This window comes from Occallatibacter sp. (genome assembly GCF_036502485.1).
Taxonomy (GTDB): Bacteria; Acidobacteriota; Terriglobia; order Terriglobales; family Acidobacteriaceae; genus Telmatobacter.
In genome coordinates, this window is the sequence record NZ_DASXYM010000105.1 from 1 (window position 1) to 18509 (window position 18509).

Genomic DNA, 18509 nt, shown 5'->3' on the forward strand with positions numbered 1-18509 from the left:
CTAGGTTACCAAAGAGTTCGAAATACGCTTCTGAGACTACTTTACTGATTGATTTACTGATTGATAACCTCGTCCTTCCCCGCCTGCCTGCTTTCGACAGCCACCGCCAGCGAACTTCCCGCACCCTTCACCGCCGCAGGCGCCGGCGCCGAGTAGTGAATCACCTCCGGGCACACCGCCCCGCCCGTCAGCAACATGCTCATGGCCTGCTCCATCGTGAGTTCGGTCTCCGTTACTGCCGACAGCGGCACAAACTGCAAATACGATGACGAAGGATTGATCGCCTGCGGCACCAGCACCGCCGCAATCGGCATCCCTGTCGTGGCGTCCGCAAGCATATGGGTCAAAAACCCGATCGACTTCTGCCCAGGACTCGGAAAGTCGATCAGCACCACCCGCTGGCCGGAGTTCTTCTTGTTCATCAGCGTGTCCATCGCCTGACGAACCGACGTGTAAATCTTGTTCACCACCGGCAGACGCTCCAGCGTCGCCTCAAAAAGCTCGAACAACTGCCGGCCCACCACCTCTGAGGTGATCTTGCCCACCAGGTAGAACAGAACCACCGTCAGCAGTACAGCCAGCGTGTACTGAAACGGCGTCGAAGCGAAGATGGTGCCCGGAAAGACTTCCGCCAGCACATGCACAAACGGCAGTCCTACCTTGGCCAATACGCCCACCACAAACGAGAACACCAGCCACGTGATGAACAGCGGACCGGCCGTAATGATTCCCGCCAGAATGTTGCGTTTGAAGTCGTGCGCGGTACGGTGAAGTACTGGATTCAAAAGAGCTTCTCCCTTGCTGCCGGTTGCGCGGGCCTGGTTGATTCGGATGCCCCGAATCTGAACTGCGGCTGTTCCCGGATCCGTGTTCCGGCCCGCTGACGGGAATCCGCCGCAAAAAGCACCAGGCGCGCAGCACCGCAAATCGTTTGCCAAACCTTGATTCCCTTATATAGTTATTGGGAAAGGACATGGAATGGCGAAGCCGGAGTTTCGGGAAGAGGTATATCTTTCCGACAGCTATCATGCGAACACTGTGCACGAGGATGTCGGCGGCCCAATGGATGCGCACCGTGAGACCATGCTCCGCGACACCCTCCGCGAAACCCCGCCACAGGACTTGCTCCTGCGCGATAGCTTTCACCGCGAGCCTGCAGCACGCGAAATGGATCAGGACATGAGTCGAGAGGCCTTCAGCCGCGAAACTCAGATCCGCGAGCCTCTGACTCGGGAGCCACTCAGCCGCGAACCCGCACCGCGTCTCGGCGGCCGCCTCGCCGGCACGCCGCTTTCCGGAAATCCCCTGCCCGGCTCCGCCAACGGCACGGGAACCAGCACCCACGAGTCCCACGCGCATCGCCCTGTCCCTCCCGGACGCGCGCTCTCCGTCAACTCAGGCAGCGCAGAGCCGGCGCCCACCCCGGAGGAAGCATCAGCCATGCAGCGCGCGATGGGACTGTTGAAGCAGGCCGCGCCATTTGTTGCGCGCCTCCTGCCCCTCATCGAGGGAAACGTGGCCGGTGCCGTGACGAACCTCCTGGCGCAGCGGCCGCATCCACCCGCCGAACCGGTCGACCTGACCCCGGTGCACAATCAGCTCGCCGAGATCCAGATGCAGCACATCGGTCTCCGCACCTCCGTTCAGGAACAGACCACCACGCTGAAGCGCGTGGAAGATCAGCTCGAAATGGTCCGTGAAGCCACGGACCGCAATACCCTCGAACAGCAGGAACTCATTGAGGACCTCAAGTCAATGGGCAGCAAAGTGAGCCGGATCGCCCTCGGAGTTACGGTCCTGCTCCTCATCTCTATTGGAATAAACCTGTGGCTGTATCTGTATATCAAACGGGTACTGCCGTAAATTCAAAGCTGCCAAAACAGCGTGCGTGCGGGTACGTTGTTTGCAGTAAAGAACTTGTATGGTTGCGATGCTTTGATGGAAGTTTCAGCGCGAGCGGATCGGCCGCGGCACAAGCCGGGGATTTCCGCACGGGGAGCGGCTGGAACAATTCCGCAGGGGCAAATGCCAGGGCCAGGTTTACCCGCACCCACAGGGCGGAGGACTAGGCCGCGTAATCAAGGCTAAGGTCCAACTCCCCGGAGCCTTCAAGGAGGGACATGCGGGACCTGAGGATGGGAGAGACGCACAGGCTCACTCCATCTGCGCACACGGTGAAAGCGCTTCCACCGTCGGGCGGCAGGAGAATCTCGCTCGTCGTGCTCGTCCTGCTCGTTCTGGCCATCGGAGCCCGCTTTCTCGCCGAACCCTTCGGCACTCTCGGCTCCATCATTCTCACCGTCCTCGCGGGCGCTGTTCTATTGGCCTGGACGGTCTGGCCATCAGCCACCCGCGCCCCGCAAGCGAAGGAATCCCCGCTAAAAGACATCCTCGACTCCGCCGGCCCCATGGTCATCGCCATCAGCATGGACGGCGCCATCACCCACATGAATCCATCGGCCGAACGCATGCTCGGCTACTACGCGGCGGAGCTGGTCGGAACCGGCAGAACTGCCGACATTCTGGGGGAGGGCGAGGGGCCGCGGCTGATCGCCGAGTTGCAGCGTCTCAACGGCACGGAGCCAAACCCTGACCTCTCTCGCGAGCAACGGCTCCAGGTGCTGATGGAAACGGTCCGGCATATGCCTCCCAGCCAGGTGCCAAGCTTCGAGACACAGTTCCGGCGCAAAGATGAAACCCTGCTCCCCGTCACCCTGCACCTCTCCGCCCTCCGGGATGAACAGGGGCTTATGAAAGGCCTGGTGGTGGTGGCGCTGGACCAGGCCGGCACCTTGCGCCAGGAGCAGGCGGCGCGCGAGTCTCAGGAGCGCTACCGAGATCTCTTTGAAAACTCCACTGAGATGATCGCCACCCTCAGTCCCGACGGGAAGTTCCTCTATGCCAATCCCGCGTGGAGACGCTCGTTCGGCCTCACCCACTCCGGCCTGATGGCGCTCAACTCGTTTGTGGAGTTGTTCGGGCCCGACAGCCGCGAAGAGGTTGCCGGCCTGTTCCATCGTTCTCTGCAGGGCGACGCCATTGATCGCGCTCCGCTGCGCAACCATACAGCCGACGGCCGCGTACTGGAATTCGAATTGAGCCTGAGCCAGCGGCAGAAGGCCGGGCACGCCGTCGCAGTCCGTTGCCTCCTCCGCGATGTGACCCAGCAGAGACAGCGCGAACACCGCCTCGCCCTGCAATTGGTCGTCAGTCAGATCGTGGGAGAAAACGCTTCACCGGAAATCGCTGCCATGCGCATCCTCGAGGCCGTGTGTATCTCACAGGGATGGGATGTCGCGGTCAAGTGGCAGGTGAACCACGAAGAAAACCGGCTGGAGTTCGCAACCGGCTGGGGAGCCGCCGGCCCCAATGCCGAGAGCATCATCCAGGACAGCGCTGGTTACAGGATTCATTCCGGCGACGACCTTCCCGGGCGCGCCTGGCAGGATGGGCGGCCGGTATGGATCTCCGACCTGGCCATCACGCGCCACGGGCATCGAACCAGCCTGGCACTGCAGCACCAGATGGTTTCAGGCTGGGCAGTTCCCGTCAGGGTTGGCAATAAAACCCTCGCCGTGCTGGAGTTCTACTGCCACCTGCGCCTGCGTGAAGATCCCGAGGCGCTGGCGGCGGTGGAGACAGTGGCCTCCTCGCTGGGGCAGATGCTGGCGCGTTCCCAGGAACGCGGCCGCGCCGAGGAACTCTCACGCCAGCAGGAGATTCTGCTCGATTCCGTGGCCGACGGCATCTGCGGCATCGATCGTCACGGGAACGTGAGCTTCGTGAATCCGGCTGCCGCCCGCCTGCTCGCCTCGCCGGTATCGCGGCTCACCGGCAAATCGATTCACGATCTACTCCATGGAGCTGCACCGGAAGAACGCAAATGCGGCGCAGATTGCCAGCTGCTTCGCGCCGCCGAGCGGCAGGCTACATCGGCCGGCGAGGACTCGATCTTCCGCGTCAACGGCACCTCCTTCCCTGCCGAGTATTTCTTCACACCCATCATGGACCAAGGGCGCTTCTCCGGCTCGGTGATGAGCTTCCGCGACATCAGCCAACGCTACGCCCTCGACAGGCTGAAAGATGAATTCATCTCCACAGTCAGCCACGAACTGCGCACTCCGCTCACCTCCATCCGTGGCGCCTTGGGCCTGCTCTCGTCCGGCATCTTGGGAACCATCAACGACAAGGCCGCCAATCTGCTGCGGATTGCCGTAACAAATTCAGACCGTCTGGTCCGTCTCATCAACGACATCCTCGACCTCGAGCGGATCCAAAGCGGGAAAGAACCCATCACCTTCCGCCCCATGCAACTGAGCGACGTGGTCCGGCAGGCAATCGACGGCATGCAGCCCGTAGCAGAGGCCGCCGGCGTGCAACTGCTGCATGACACCACGCAAGCTGAAATCTCCGGTGACGCCGACCGACTGCTACAGGTGCTGACCAATCTGCTGTCCAACGCAGTGAAGTTCTCCCCCCCCAATTCCAGCGTGTCGGTGATGACACGCCCCAGCGCTGCCGGCATAACCCTGTCCGTCATCGACCAGGGTCGGGGGATTCCCGCGGACAAGCTGGAGGCCATCTTCGGCCGCTTCCAGCAGGTGGACGCCTCGGACTCGCGTCAGAAGGGCGGCAGCGGACTGGGCCTGGCCATCTGCCGCACCATCGTTCAGCAGCACTCCGGCCGCATCTGGGCTGAGCGCAACCCGGTGCGGGGATCCACGTTCCGCGTCTTCCTGCCCTACCGGCCGGAGACTCTGCCGGGTTCGCAGGTGATTGCACCTGTGGAGCACGGAACCGTGCTGGTGGCGGATTCAAACCGGTTAACCCGCCCTGTCATTGCTGAGCAACTCGCGAGGCATGGCTATCGCGTGCTGGAATCCACCACGGTAGAGCAGACCGTTGCCTGCGCGCGTGACGGCGTGGAAGCCGTCCTGGTCGATACCTCCCTGGACGGGATGAATGGCTGGGAAATCCTCCCCCTGTTGCGGCAGGGCGACCCGAGGCGGCGCGTTCCCATCGTGCTGTTAAGCCTCTCTACCCAGAGCCGAGCTGAGCTTCCAGCCGAGGCTGAGGGTGTATTAACCAAGCCGATAGAAGAAGATGCCTTGCTGGCAGAGCTGGCCCGCGTGCTCTGCGGCCCCGGCGAAAAGGTCCGCATCCTGATCGTCGAAGACGACGCCGACCTGGCGCGCGTGATTGCCGCCGTGTTTTCCCGGGACATGATCGAAGTACGGGTAGCATCCACGCGGCAGGGCGCGCTCGACGAATGCTTCCGGTTCCAGCCGCATCTGATGGTTCTGGATATCGGCCTCCCCGATGGCGATGGATTCAACGTCGTGGACGGGCTGCGACAGCGGCAAGAACTGGCCCACATGCCACTGGTGGTCTACTCCGGGCGCGATCTCGGGCCCGAAGAACGTGGCCAACTCAAGCTCGGGCCCACTCATTTCCTGACCAAAGCGCGCGTTCAGCCGCAACAGCTTGAAGCTCTGGTCTTGACGTTGCTGCACAATTCGCGTCTGATGGAGGAAGAATCCCCCATCGTGTCGGCCAACCGGGTTCCGTAAAGCTCCGCGGCTGTGCCCATTTCCCCGTGATCCGTTGCGCGGAAGTGTTTGTTTGCCGCTGTTCGGCCGATAAACGGGGAGTGGGAGTTGGAAACAGATGGCGCATCGCATTCTGATCATCGACGACGAGGACGATATCCGCGAAGTCGCGGCGTTAAGCCTGGAGACAGTGGCCGGCTGGGATGTAGCCGTAGCCAGTTCCGGAGCGCAAGGCCTGCTTCGCGCAGCCGAATACCACCCCGACGCAATCCTGCTGGATGTGATGATGCCCGGGATGGACGGGCCCTCCACCTTCCGCGAACTGCGCAAAAATCCCCTCACCGCAGAAATCCCTGTCCTTCTGCTCACCGCCAAGGTGCAAAGCAACGACAAGCGCCGGTTTGCCGACCTCGGTGTCCAGGCCGTGCTCTTCAAGCCCTTTGATCCACTCACGCTACCCTCGCAGATCGCCGGCGTGCTGGGGTGGGCCTAGCCAGAACATGGGAACCACGGGTCAGCCCGCGCTCGCTGAGGCCCTGAAGCTCCTGTGGGTAAGGTTTCTTCCTCAGATGCAGGAACGTGTGGCCGCCCTGGAGGCTGCCAACCACGCATTGCAGGCCGGAGTGCTCTCGGGCGAACAGAGACAAGAAGCCGCAGCCGCAGCCCACAAGCTGGCCGGTGTGCTGGGAACCTTCGGGCTAATCACCGGCACCGAGCTCGCGCGCGAAGCAGAACAGATTTACGCCAACGAAGCGGCAATCGCCCAGACCGCCGTGGTGCGTCTAAGTGCCATAGCGAAAACACTCATGACGACCATCCAGTCTCACAGTTGAACTACCGGCAAACCACCTTGCTCGTCTTCACCCGGCCCGGAAATCCCTCCTCCTGAGACCCACACAATGTCAGCCTTTACACTTTGTAAGGATGAATCGGCAACCGCAGGACATGTCGCAACTCGGGTTCAGCTTTGAAGCCGCGGTCCCGGTGCGCCGCACATGGCCTGTGCGCGAGCTCGTCGTGCGCATTCGCGAGCTCATCGAGGAGCAGTATGGCGACGTCTGGGTAGAGGGCGAGATCTCGAATTTCCGCGCCGCACCGTCCGGTCACATCTACTTCACTTTGAAGGATGCGGACGCGCAGCTTCCGGTAGTGCTCTTCCGCCGCCAGGCGCTGCTGCTCCGCTTCCGCCCTGAAGACGGCTTGCATGTCTTGGTGCGCGGCCGCGTCAGCATCTACGACCAGCGCGGCCAGATGCAGCTTGTAGGCGAGGCCATGGAACCCGTGGGCGCCGGGTCCCTGCAACTCGCATTCGAGCAACTGAAAGACCGGCTCAAGCTAGAAGGTCTCTTCGACACCGAACGCAAGCGGCCGCTGCCGTCCTTCCCCCGTACCGTTGGCATCGTGACGTCGCCCAGTGGCGCGGTGATCCGCGACTTCCTCAATATCGTCACCCGGCGGCACTCTGGCTTGAACGTACTGCTTTGCGCGGCATCCGTGCAGGGAGAGGCCGCGGCCGCCGAGATCGTCTCCGCCATCCAATGCCTCGACGAATCCGGCATTGTCGACGTCATCGTTGTCGCCCGCGGCGGCGGCTCGCTCGAAGATCTGGCTGCTTTCAACAGTGAACGTGTGGCCCGCGCCATTGCCGCATCAAGGCTACCCGTCGTTTCCGCCGTGGGCCACGAAACAGATTTCACGATTGCCGATTTCGTCGCCGACCTCCGCGCACCCACTCCTTCGGCCGCGGCCGAGCTGATCACCGAGGCGCAGCATCGCGTCGCGGAGCACGTGGCACGATTGAGTGCGCGCCTCGATCGTGCCGCGCATTTTCAATTGCTGCAGGCGCGCCAGAAGTTGACCCGCATTCCGGTGAGCCGCGCGGAATCGCGCATGATGACGACGCTGCATCGTCAGGAGCAGCGACTCGATGACACCAACCTGCGCATGCAAGCGAACCTGAACTTGCAAATACGGGAGCACCAGCATCACATAGCAGAGCTGAGCGCGAGTGTGTTGCGCCACGATCCGCGCCAGCGGCTCGCGCATGCACGACAGCACGTCGCCGCTGGGGCAACCCGCCTGCAACACGCCATGCGTCGAGCCCTGGATGGGCAACGAGCACGGGCGCAGGCATTAGAGGCGCGCCTTCGTTCACTCTCGCCACTTGCTGTGCTCGATCGTGGATTCGCACTGGTGCTCGATCAGAATGGGGAGCTGGTACGATCCATAAGCCAGCTACAACCCGGTAAAGCTTTGACCACGCGCCTTAGCGACGGCGCATTTACGAGCCATGTCGAATCCGCCACATCAAAGGACACCAACGGGATATCGAATTTATGACGACGAACGCACGAAAGCTGTTTGGTACGGATGGAATCCGCGGCATTGCCGGCGAAGCGCCGCTGGATGCACGAACAATCTTCGCGACAGGCTTGGCGCTGGGCCATTCAGTAGCGCGGACTACGGCCGACCGACGTGTGATTCTCGGACGCGACACGCGCGAATCGAGTCCATGGATCGCCGCAGTGCTTGCAGCCGGCCTGCGGGAAGCCGGGGTGGCCGTCGACAGCGCCGGAGTCATCACCACTCCGGCTGTCGCATTTCTGGCGCGGACGCACGGATACGCGGCGGGCGTCGTCATTTCGGCGTCGCACAATCCCTGGCGCGACAACGGAATTAAGCTTTTCGGCTCGGACGGCTACAAGCTGCCGGATTCCGAAGAACTGGCAATGGAAGACGAGATCCTACGGCACGCCAACATCGCCACCGCACCCGATCCCACGACACTGCCGCAAATCGTCGATAACGAGGCGTTGCAGCAAGACTACATCGAGTTTTTGTTGAATTGCGTGCCGGGGCTGCGGCTCGACCGCCTGAAGATCGTCGCCGATTGTGCCAATGGCGCCGCAACTTCTGTGGCTCCCGAGCTGTTTCACCGGCTAGGCGGCGAGCTGACGCTGCTCAACATTTCGCCTGACGGCCGCAACATCAACGACGGCTGCGGTGCGCTACATCCGGAATGGGTAGCAAACGACGTGCAGTCGCGGGGCGCGGACGCGGGCGTGACGTTCGACGGCGATGCGGACCGCTGCATGCTCGCGGGCCCGCGTGGAAACGTCCTAAATGGCGATGCGATTCTGCTCATGGCAGCACGGGATCTCAAGGCACGGGGCCTGCTGAGCGGAGACACGGTCGTCGCAACCACGATGTCAAACATGGGCCTTGAAGCGGCGCTAAAACGCTCCGGCGTCGCTATGATGCGCGCACCCGTCGGCGACCGCTACGTTCTGGAAATGATGCAGAACCATAACGCGGCACTGGGCGGGGAGCAGTCCGGCCACATCTTGTTCCCTCACCTCGCCACAACCGGCGATGGCCTGCTCACCGCGCTTGTGGTCCTTGATCTCATCGCACGGTCGGGCAAAGGCATTGATGATCTCACCGCGGATCTAAAGGTCTTTCCCCAGGTGATTGTGAACGTGAAGGTGCGCGAGAAAAAGCCGCTCAATTCCATTCCCGTCGTGGCCGCCCTCATCAAGGCGGCCGAGGCCGAGCTGAAAGATACGGGCCGCGTAGTTATCCGCTACTCGGGGACAGAAGCGCTGGCGCGCGTCATGATCGAAGCCGAGGACGAAAGCGCGATGCGGCGCCACGCCGACGCAATCGCGGACGCAATACGCGAAGAATTGGGAGTTTAGCTCGCGCTCTGCCATCCGGTCGTCAAAATCAGATGACCGGATGGGCACGCGATCGTCGTGCCGCTTCTATCCGCGCAGCACCGCATGCGGCGAACTCATAGCAGAAAGCTCATCAAAGGTGTCATCCGGTAATTGCAGCGCCGCCGCCGCGACATTCTCTTCCAGATGCCCGACGTTCGACGTACCCGGAATGGGCAATATGTTCTTGGCTCGCTTTAGCAGCCATGCCAGGCCCACCTGCATGCGCGTAGCGTTGAGCTGGCGCGCTGCCCTGTCGAGCGCCTCGCTCGCAAGGCGCACCTGCCCCAGCGGTGCCCACGGCATGAAACCGATGTCGTGCCGCGCACAGTAATCCACCACAAAATCCCACTCCCGATCAGCAAAGCTGTAGCGGTTCTGCACACTCACAATGGGCACAAGCCGGCGCGCGCGCTCAACATATTCAAGCGCCACATTCGACAGCCCCACATGCCGGATTTTGCCCGCTTCACGATGCTGCGCCAGACATTCCATCGACGCATCAAAAGACACCGCCGGATCCGGTATATGGAGTTGGAAAACGTCGATTCGATCCAGACGCAGCCGCTTGAGGCTGCCCTCCAGGGCCTTCGTCAGATGCGCAGGGCTGGCGTTGTGAATCCACTGTCCGGGACCCACACGCTCCCACCCGGCCTTGGTCGCGATCACAAGCCCGGCAGGATACGGGTGCAGCGCTTCGGCGATCAGTTCCTCAGACACGTGCGGCCCGTAGGAATCCGCGGTATCGATCAGGTTCACACCCAGTTCCACAGCCCGCCGCAGCGTAGCCAGCGCTGCAGGCTTGTCTTCCGACGGTCCCCACACGCCCTTACCCACAATGCGCATGGCGCCGTAACCCAGCCGATTCACATTGAGGTCTCCCCCCAGCGTGAAAGCACCGGCTGCGGCAGCGTTGAGTTGCAAAGCACTCATGAGAGTCTCCTTGGATCGCCCGTCACAGCGGCTTGAAAGTCAGATGCAGAATCAGAGGTCGCGCCAGTTCGGTCCATAGCCAAGATCGGCGACCAAAGGTACATTCAGCTTGACGACGCCCTCCATCTCTGTGCGGACGAGCTCATCCACTTCGTTCCTCTCATCGTCCGGCACTTCGAAGAGCAATTCATCGTGCACTTGCAGCACCATTCGTGTCTTCAGCTTGCGCTTTGAGAGCTTACGGTCGAGCGCTATCATCGCCAACTTGATGAGATCGGCTGCAGTGCCCTGCAACGGCGTGTTAACGGCCGTGCGCTCTGCAAATCCGCGCTGGTTGGGGTTGCGGCTTGTAATGTCGGGGATGGGACGCAGCCTCCCGAAGAGAGTACGAACGCTGCCCGTGCTTCGTGTTTCCGCAAGTGTCTTCTCAATGAACGCCTGCACGCCCTGGTAGCGCGCGAAGTAGCGATCAATATACGCGCGTGCTTCACTCTGCGGAATGCCGAGTTGCGTTGCAAGCCCGAACGGCGAAATACCGTACACGATCCCGAAGTTGACAGCCTTGGCACGGGAGCGCGTTTCCTTGTCCATCGATTCCACCGGGACGCCGAACACCTCACTGGCCGTGAGCGTATGGATGTCTTCGTCGGTCTGATACGCGCGTACCAGCAGCGGATCGTTGCTGAAGTGCGCCAGCAGCCGCAGCTCAATCTGCGAGTAGTCAGCGGAAAGAAGCTCTGTGCCCGGCGCTGCAGTGAACGCCGCACGAATCTCGCGGCCAAGTTCAGTACGAATCGGAATGTTCTGCAGGTTGGGATTGACGGAGGAGAGACGCCCCGTGGCCGTCGCCGCGGCCTGGAACGTTGTATGTACCCGGGAATCAGCGTCGGCAAGCAGCGGCAGTTGGTCGATGTACGTCGACTTCAGCTTGGACACGTGGCGATACTCAAGCACCAGCCGCGGCACTTCATGCTTCTCGGCAAGGGATTCAAGCACATCCTGCGCGGTGGAGATGGTCTTGCCCTTTCCGTACTTGACCGGTGCGGGCAGGCCCATATGCGTAAAAAGAACCACACCAAGCTGCTTGGGAGAATTGATATTGAAGCGCTGGCCTGCCAGCTCGTAGATACGTTCTCCGAGCCGCTCAATCTCTGCGCCAAAACGCGTCGAAAGCTCGTTCAGCACGGCCTTGTCGATCCGCACCCCGGCTTCTTCCATGCGATAGAGCACAGGCGCAAGTGGAAGATCGATGCTGGTGTAAACGCTCGTGACCTCAGACTCCTCGGCATGTTTGCGCAGCGTAGGGACAAGCGAATTCACAATCGCCGCGGCAGAGGTGAGCGAGGCTGGCGGCGCGTGTCCGTGGCGCGCAGCGACGTCGGCGAGCGACTGCGTGCTGTGCGTAGAGTTCAGCGCGTAGGACAGCAGCATCACATCGTCTATTTCGCCTCGCAATTTGACGCTCTGCGCGCGCAGTGCGTGCATGGCGGCTTTGCAGTCGTGCACGCGCTTTGGCACCCCGGCATCCTCAAACAGCCCGCGAAGCTCATCGTCGAGCGAAAGCGATAGCGCAACCCCTATTTCACCGCACACACCGATGTTGCAGTCGGCCCCCTTCTCCGCGACTTCCGTCAGATCAAGCAGGGACATCATCATCGGTGCTCCCGCCTCGTCCTCGGATTCGGGAACCGCCGCGGGCTGTGCCGCATTCAGCGCAAACGCAAATCCGTTGCTGCGCGCTGCTGCCACAAACGTCCCCCGCTGTTCGGGGGTCGGAAACTCGATGAGTTCGAATTTCACCGCTGTCTCCGACGGCGCGAGTTCCTTGAGCCACGAAGTGAATTCAAGTTCTGTGAAGAGTTCCCGACACCCCTCGACATCGGGCAACTGCGTCTCCATGGCCGTGAGATCGAGTTGGAGTGGCACATTGCAATCGATGGTGACCAGTTCCTTCGACAGCAGAACCGCATCGCGATTATGCTGCAGGGACTCGCGATATGTCTTTCGCTTCACCTCTTCCGCGCGATCCAGCACAGCCTCAAGGCTGCCGAACTCCTTAATCAGATCAACACTGCCTTTGTCGCCAATGCCCGGTGCGCCCGGGATGTTATCTATCGAGTCTCCGCGTAGCGCCATCACGTCGATCACCTTCGACGGCGGCACTCCAAGCACTTCTTCCACCTTGGCGACGTCGAGGATGAGGTTGTCCTTCTGCGGGTTCAGCACCTTCACGCGATCGTTGACAAGCTGCATCATGTCTTTATCACCAGAGACGATGAAGATATCGTGCCCCTGCTCGGAGGCGCGGCAGGACAGGGTGCCGATCACGTCGTCAGCCTCGAATCCCTCGGCCTCGAGAATGGGGATGCGGAACACCTCGAGCGCCCGGCGGATGTAAGGAACCTGCCGCACAAGATCTTCAGGCATCGCTTCACGCTTCGCCTTGTAGCCCTCATAGCCCACCTCTTCAAAGCACTGCGTCTTCGAGTTCCATTTGCGCAGTGACCCGATCTCCTTCGCCCGATCGTCGCGGAAAACTTTGCCGCTCACGTCGAACACGGCGGCAAAATAATGCGGAGAGAAGTCCTCGCGAAGCTTTCGAATCATGTTCACAAAGACGTAAATCGCCGCAGTCGGCAGGCCGGAGCGCGTGGACATAGGCCGCGACCGCTGCATCGCGTGGTACGCGCGGAAGATGAAACCCATTGCATCAAGGAGGAAGACGGGAGACTTTGCTTGGTCGGGCACGGATCAAAGTCTATCAAGCCAGGCACTGGGACCAGGAAAGAGCGATCAGGAATCAGGCCGGTCGCAGATTGACGCCCCCCACTCGGCTAGCTCCAGCGAGTTTACGCGATGAACATGCAGTCGCCATAGCTGAAGAACCGATATCGGTTTTCAACGGCGTGTTCGTACGCCTTCAAGGCGTGTTCGCGCCCCGCAAAGGCGCTCACCAGCATCAGCAGGCTTGATTGGGGCAGGTGGAAATTGGTGAGGAGTGCCTCGACGAGGCGGAACTTGAATCCCGGCGAGATAAAAATATCCGTTGCGCCTTCATGCGGCTGCAGTGACCCGCCGCCGGCTTCCCGGGCGCAGTGCTCGAGCGTGCGCACCACCGTAGTGCCTACCGCGATGACTCGCCGCCCTTCAGCAACGGCGCGATAGATTGCCCCAGCCGTCTCAACTGAAATCGTATATCGCTCCTGATGCAGCCGCACTTCGTCCACCCGATCCACGCGCAGAGGCGCAAACGTACCCAGGCCCACGTGCAATGTGATGCGGGCAACCTCAATACCCCGCGCAGAAAGCGCTTCCAGAATCTGAGGCGTAAAGTGCAGGCCGGCAGTTGGCGCAGCCACAGAGCCGAGTTCCCGCGAATAGACCGTCTGATAGCGCTCCCGATCAGCTGCGGCATCGTCGCGGTGAATGTACGGCGGCAATGGAATGTGGCCGATGCGATCGAGCGCAGCGTAGAAGTCGTCCACTGGCTGAAACTGGAGAACTCGATCGCCGAACGGTCCGCGCTCCACCACCTCGGCCCTAAGCTCGATTCCGCCGTTCGAATTCGCGAATACAAGAATCTCTCCGATTGCCACCTTGCGCCCAGGCCGAACCAGCGCGTGCCACCTATTCTGGCCCGCTTGTTCCGTCAGCATCACCTCAATCCGTCCGGTGGGCTTCTCCCTCTCGCGACGAAGCGTTCGACGTGCGTATAGGCGCGCAGGAATGACCCGGCTGTCGTTGAGCACGAGGAGATCGCCGGACCGCAGCAGCGCTGGCAGTGCGGTGAACATCGAGTCCTGCAACGAGCCGGTCGCGCGATTCATTATCAGCATGCGGCTCGCGCCCCGCTCCGTCGGCGGCTCCTGCGCAATCAGTTCTTCTGGCAGATGATAATCGAAATCGCTAACCAGCATATCGTGATCAGATTCGCTCATAGTTGAACCTGCCCGAAGTGTTGAAGCGCTCGCATGCGCGCCCGTTCGAGGGCTGCGTTGAGCTGCTGGCGTAAGGGTTCTAAGTCCTCGCTGGCAAATACCTGCGGAACCGCGATCCCCTTGGACCAACTCACTACGATGCGCGTGAATGGCTTGGGGACGAGGAAGCGATCCCAGGACTTCACCATCCAGGCGCGCTCGGGCTGCAGATGAAACACGCCGATGGGTGTTCCTGTAAGCTCCGCCAGCTTGATCGGCCCCATCTTGGTCTGGTAAATCGGGCCGCGCGGCCCGTCAGCCGTGAAAATCGCCGCGCCGCCTCTCTCGATCACGCGCTTTAGTCCCAGCAGTCCTTCACGTCCGGCCCGCGAACTCGACCCCCGCACAGCGTCGAAGCCGAACAGTCGCAGAATCCGAGTAATCAGCTCGCCGTCAAAGCTCCGGCTGATGAGAATGACCGCATGGCTCCAGCGGAAGTAAAGTGCGCAAGGCAACACGCATTGGTGCCAGAAGCAGTAAGTCTGGGCCGGCACCTCAGCCCCCGGAAGAACGGGCTCCGAGCCCTCTTCAGCGATCAGCTCAAAGCGCCAGGTGAACCCGACGATCCAGAGAAATGCCCAGACAATGCGCGGCACCAAAGCCAGCACGCTGCGCTGCGTTAGGGTAAAGTCGGGACTCTCTTGCTCGGGCACTCTTTGATTCTAGCGGCCTGCGCATCCGTCAGCTGTAGCGCAGCCAGCGTACTAGTTCCGGCAGGGTGGCGCGCTTACCGTACATGAGAATGCCGACTCGATAGAGTCTTGACGAAACCCACAGCACTCCCCAGATGCTCAGAATCATAATTCCAAATGAGGCCGCGAACTGCCAGAATGGCGGTATTTCCGAGCCGATGCGCAGCATCATGATGATGGGAGCCGTTGCCGGGAACAGCGAAGCCGCCACAGACAGCAGCGAGTTGGGATTGTTCATCACCAGCACAATCAGCGCAAAGCTAAGCCAGATGGGCAGCGCGGCCAGTGGCGTATACATCTGCAGTTCCTGCTCGGTTTCACAGGATGCGGCCAGTCCCGCGAAGAGCGACGCATAGAGCAGATATCCCAGCACGAAGTACGCCGGGAACGACACTCCTTCCACCCAGGAGAAGTGCATGTCCATTTGACCCGATAGCATGGTGGCGGCCACCGAACCGCCGATCGCGATGGCTGCCACAACCCAGATGCCTATCTGCGTCAGGCCCACGGCCCCTATGCCGATCAGTTTCCCCGCGAGCAGGTCGCTGGGTTTAGCGGTGGCCAGCATGACTTCAAAGATCCGCGAGGTCTTCTCCTGAATGATGGAACGAGCCACATTCATGCCGTAAATCATGGTGGTCATCGAGAGCAGGATGGCCATGGCATACCCCTTCCAGAAGGAGCTCATGGCATTGCTTTTCACCTCTTTGCCCTGCTTGTTCACGGTGCGCGTATCGATGTCCACGTCCTTGAGAAGGTCGTCGACATTCTCAGACTGAATTCCCGAAGCCGCCAGCCGCCGCCGCACCAGCGCGTGGTTCAGAGATGAGCCCAGGCGCGCGTTGGTTATGAAATCACCGGATGTCTGCGATTCGTAGATCGCAGTGGGGTTCTTCCCGACCGGCGCATCGATCCACAGGAACCCATCGATCGACTTCACTTTCACCTGATCGATAAGACCGGGACGCTCGGCAAGTGTTACCGGCGCCAGAACGTCGATCTGCGACTTTGATTGGTCATGCGCGAGAAATTGCGTTCGGACGGCGTCGGCAAGAGCCGCATCATTGGAAGCGATCACGATGTGCTTGGCGCCACTGGCACTGCGGCCTGCCAGGATCATGACTCCGATTAACACGCCAAAAAGCGCCGGTACTAGAATCGTCGTGATCCTGAAAGCTCGCCCACGGATCTGCTCCAGGTACTCGCGCTTGGCAACCAGCAGAAGATTACGCATCGGCTTTGCCTCCTACGGCCTGTATAAAGATTTCTTCAAGCGACGGCTCCACCACTTCGAAGCGATGAATCGTTGCCACCGCTGCCGCCTCATGCAGCAGCTTCTGAGCGTTCCCTCGCGGATCCAGGCGAATTTCGGCATGGCCTGAGAAGTTTTTAGCTTGGGCGATTTCGGCGCTCTTCAGGAACGACGCATCGCCCTCAAACTCCACAATGACTCGGTTACGCTCGTAGCGCGACTTGATTTCGCGCACCTTGCCGGAGAGCACCGCTGCGCCCCTGTTGATGAGGCAGATGGAATCGCAGAGCTTCTCCACCTGATCCATGCGGTGAGTTGAAAAGATAATGGCCTTCCCCTGATCTTTCAATTGCAGCAACGTGCGCTCCAGCAGCGTAGCGTTGACCGGGTCCAGGCCGGAGAAAGGTTCATCCATCACGATCAACCCCGGATCGTGCAGCAGCGATGCAATGAACTGTATCTTCTGCTGCATGCCCTTTGACAGCTCTTCGGTCTTTTTCTGCAGGCTGTCCGCAATCTCCAGCCGCGTGGCCCAATCCACAGCCCGCTTCTTCGCTTCCTGCGGAGCAAGTCCATGCAACTCGCCAAAGAACACAAGCTGGTCGATGACCTTCATCTTCTTGTAAAGCCCGCGCTCTTCCGGGAGGTATCCCACACGCTCCAGGCTCTTACGGTCAAACGGCTTATCGAAGAGAGTCACGCTTCCAGAGTCGGGGATGGTGATGCCCATCATCATGCGGATGGAACTGGTCTTGCCCGCGCCGTTGGGACCCAGCAATCCGAACATCTGGCCAGGTTCGATGGAAAAACTCAGGTTGTTGACTGCTATCTTGCTCTCGTAAGCCTTGGTCACTCCTGCAAGTTCGACGACAGGCATAATTCTCCGCGGTTCCCCTGAGCGCGTCCACACACCAGGCGATGTACTGTCGAGCAGTGTAGCAAAGGCCTCATGGCGTTCATTTGCTCTGGTGCAGATACGCCAGACATGCAGAACAAGTTCCGGAACCAATCGCCAAGCGGGCCCGAAACGGAACCTTTGGCTGTCTGCCCACGCGGCGTCCGTCAGGCGTCCCTCTAATCGTCGTCGTCAGCCTTCTGCGTCTTTTTCACACGCACCTTCAGGATTCCAGGAACCGGCCGATCGCCCATGGCATCCTTCCACAGGATCACGTTCAGCTTCTGCGTGTCGGCCCGGTCCGCATGGCGGAAATCCATTTTGAGGCTCTCCTGGGCTCCAGGTGCACTACCCTTGTTCGCGGTATAGATCAGCCCGTTGTCACGATTCGAGACGTCCGCCGCGAACGCCACCTGATCACCGGGACCAGTAAACAGGGACGAAATCATCGAACTGAGCGCGTCGTTGTTGTTCATCGGCGGCAGCCCCAGCACCGTCTCCATCGTGCGAATCATGCTCACGGTCGAGTAGAAGCGGCTGTCCACAAAAGCCGCACCATCTACCCCATGGGGCGCATATTTGCTCACCACAAGTCCAAGGCTACGGTGCGCATCCACATGGTCGGCGCCGTTCTGCGCATCGTCTTCCAAAATGAAGAAAGCCGTGTCATCCCAGAAGGGCGAATGGGAGATGGCTTCTACTGCGCGTCCCACTGCCAGATCATTATCCGCAACCGAAGCCTTGGGAGTTGGCCCACCAGGCCGCGTGCCCGCAGTATGATCGTTGCCCAGGCGCAGCATCACAAAGTTCGGCATGGTATCGCGACCCTGCTGGCGATCCGTCAGCCAGCCCTTCAAATGCCGCAGAAAGATGTCCACTCGTATCTGGTCCGGCACAGACAGCTCAAAATCCGGAGCCTCTGTCGCAAAGTGCCCCACCAGCTCCGGCTTTGTAGCTGTGTTGCTGGCAATCCGCGGAATGGACCACGGCCATTTGTTCGTCCCACCGCCCCACTCCTCCGGAATGACTTCGCCCGGCGCAATGGATTTCCGGTCGCACGCTTTGCCGGCCATCATCGGCCCTTCTTGCGGATTTACAGGCGGATGCGCCGCAACCTCGTCCGTGCAGAAAATCGTGGAGATGTATTCTCCGAAGTGGTAATAGGTTTTGTGATGCGCCGCCAGGTCGCCCCACAAATAACCGCTGGCCGGCTCATTCACGTCGGCAATCTTCTGCGCCAGGGGATAGCCGTTTGCGACTGCGCCCTCGAAATCATAGGTGCGTTCGCTGCCCCGATACGCCTGCTGCCACGTCTTCTCCAGATAATCGGTTCCGATCGCGGCGTTGGACCACACATGCCCATCGCCCGAGACCTCCCCCGAGTCGAAGAAGTTGTCCAGCACCCCGAACTGCAACGCCAGCTTGTGCAGGTTGGGCGTCGTCGAGGCGCCATACATCGTCAGGCTCGCATCGCCATTGCCCACTCTCTTGCCGT

General features: G+C 60.8%; 13 protein-coding genes and 1 pseudogene. 6 read left to right on the top strand and 8 right to left on the bottom strand.

Features of this window, described 5'->3' with window-relative positions; all coding sequences use genetic code 11:
• Nucleotides 1-53 precede the first annotated feature (53 nt).
• Nucleotides 54-785, bottom strand: coding sequence for a DUF502 domain-containing protein (locus tag VGL22_RS14325; RefSeq protein ID WP_465267617.1), 732 nt, complete (start codon nucleotides 783-785; stop codon nucleotides 54-56).
• 193 nt (nucleotides 786-978) lie between these two features.
• Between VGL22_RS14325 and VGL22_RS14330 the strand changes: the two genes are divergently transcribed.
• From VGL22_RS14330 to glmM, 6 genes are all read left to right on the top strand, one after another.
• Entirely contained in the window at nucleotides 979-1863 is an 885-nt protein-coding gene (locus VGL22_RS14330) for a p24 family protein (protein WP_465267618.1), read from the top strand.
• A gap of 257 nt (nucleotides 1864-2120) precedes the next feature.
• Nucleotides 2121-5570 carry a PAS domain S-box protein gene (locus VGL22_RS14335; protein ID WP_465267619.1) on the top strand — a complete coding sequence of 1150 codons (3450 nt, stop codon included), beginning with the start codon at nucleotides 2121-2123 and terminating at the stop codon, nucleotides 5568-5570.
• 97 nt (nucleotides 5571-5667) lie between these two features.
• A complete protein-coding gene (locus tag VGL22_RS14340; RefSeq protein ID WP_465267620.1) occupies nucleotides 5668-6042 on the top strand; it encodes a response regulator in 375 nt (124 codons plus the stop codon).
• Nucleotides 6043-6049: 7 nt separating this feature from the next.
• On the top strand, nucleotides 6050-6382 hold the full coding sequence (locus tag VGL22_RS14345) for an Hpt domain-containing protein (RefSeq protein WP_465267621.1): 333 nt from the start codon (nucleotides 6050-6052) through the stop codon (nucleotides 6380-6382).
• 169 nt (nucleotides 6383-6551) lie between these two features.
• The gene (gene xseA, locus VGL22_RS14350; protein WP_465267622.1) at nucleotides 6552-7889 is read left to right on the top strand and encodes an exodeoxyribonuclease VII large subunit; all 1338 of its coding nucleotides are present in this window, start codon (nucleotides 6552-6554) and stop codon (nucleotides 7887-7889) included.
• Nucleotides 7886-9247, top strand: a complete 1362-nt coding sequence (gene glmM / locus VGL22_RS14355) for a phosphoglucosamine mutase (protein ID WP_465267623.1) — start codon at nucleotides 7886-7888, stop codon at nucleotides 9245-9247. The genes xseA and glmM overlap by 4 nt, the downstream gene beginning before the upstream one ends.
• 66 nt (nucleotides 9248-9313) lie before the next feature.
• Here glmM and VGL22_RS14360 read toward each other — a convergent pair whose 3' ends face one another.
• From VGL22_RS14360 to VGL22_RS14390, 7 genes and pseudogenes are all read right to left on the bottom strand, one after another.
• Entirely contained in the window at nucleotides 9314-10198 is an 885-nt protein-coding gene (locus tag VGL22_RS14360; protein WP_465267624.1) for an aldo/keto reductase, read from the bottom strand.
• A gap of 51 nt (nucleotides 10199-10249) precedes the next feature.
• Entirely contained in the window at nucleotides 10250-12946 is a 2697-nt protein-coding gene (gene polA / locus VGL22_RS14365) for a DNA polymerase I (protein ID WP_465267625.1), read from the bottom strand.
• 101 nt (nucleotides 12947-13047) lie between these two features.
• Complete coding sequence (gene queA, locus VGL22_RS14370; protein WP_465267629.1) at nucleotides 13048-14115, bottom strand: tRNA preQ1(34) S-adenosylmethionine ribosyltransferase-isomerase QueA; 1068 nt, start codon at nucleotides 14113-14115, stop codon at nucleotides 13048-13050.
• Nucleotides 14116-14132: 17 nt separating this feature from the next.
• On the bottom strand, nucleotides 14133-14828 hold the full coding sequence (locus tag VGL22_RS14375) for a lysophospholipid acyltransferase family protein (protein ID WP_465267626.1): 696 nt from the start codon (nucleotides 14826-14828) through the stop codon (nucleotides 14133-14135).
• Between the two features lie 28 nt (nucleotides 14829-14856).
• Nucleotides 14857-16101, bottom strand: a complete 1245-nt coding sequence (locus VGL22_RS14380; protein ID WP_465267627.1) for an ABC transporter permease — start codon at nucleotides 16099-16101, stop codon at nucleotides 14857-14859.
• Entirely contained in the window at nucleotides 16094-16996 is a 903-nt protein-coding gene (locus VGL22_RS14385; RefSeq protein WP_465267628.1) for an ABC transporter ATP-binding protein, read from the bottom strand. The genes VGL22_RS14380 and VGL22_RS14385 overlap by 8 nt, the downstream gene beginning before the upstream one ends.
• A gap of 197 nt (nucleotides 16997-17193) precedes the next feature.
• Nucleotides 17194-18509 (bottom strand): annotated as a pseudogene (locus tag VGL22_RS14390) (phosphoesterase); the annotation flags it as partial.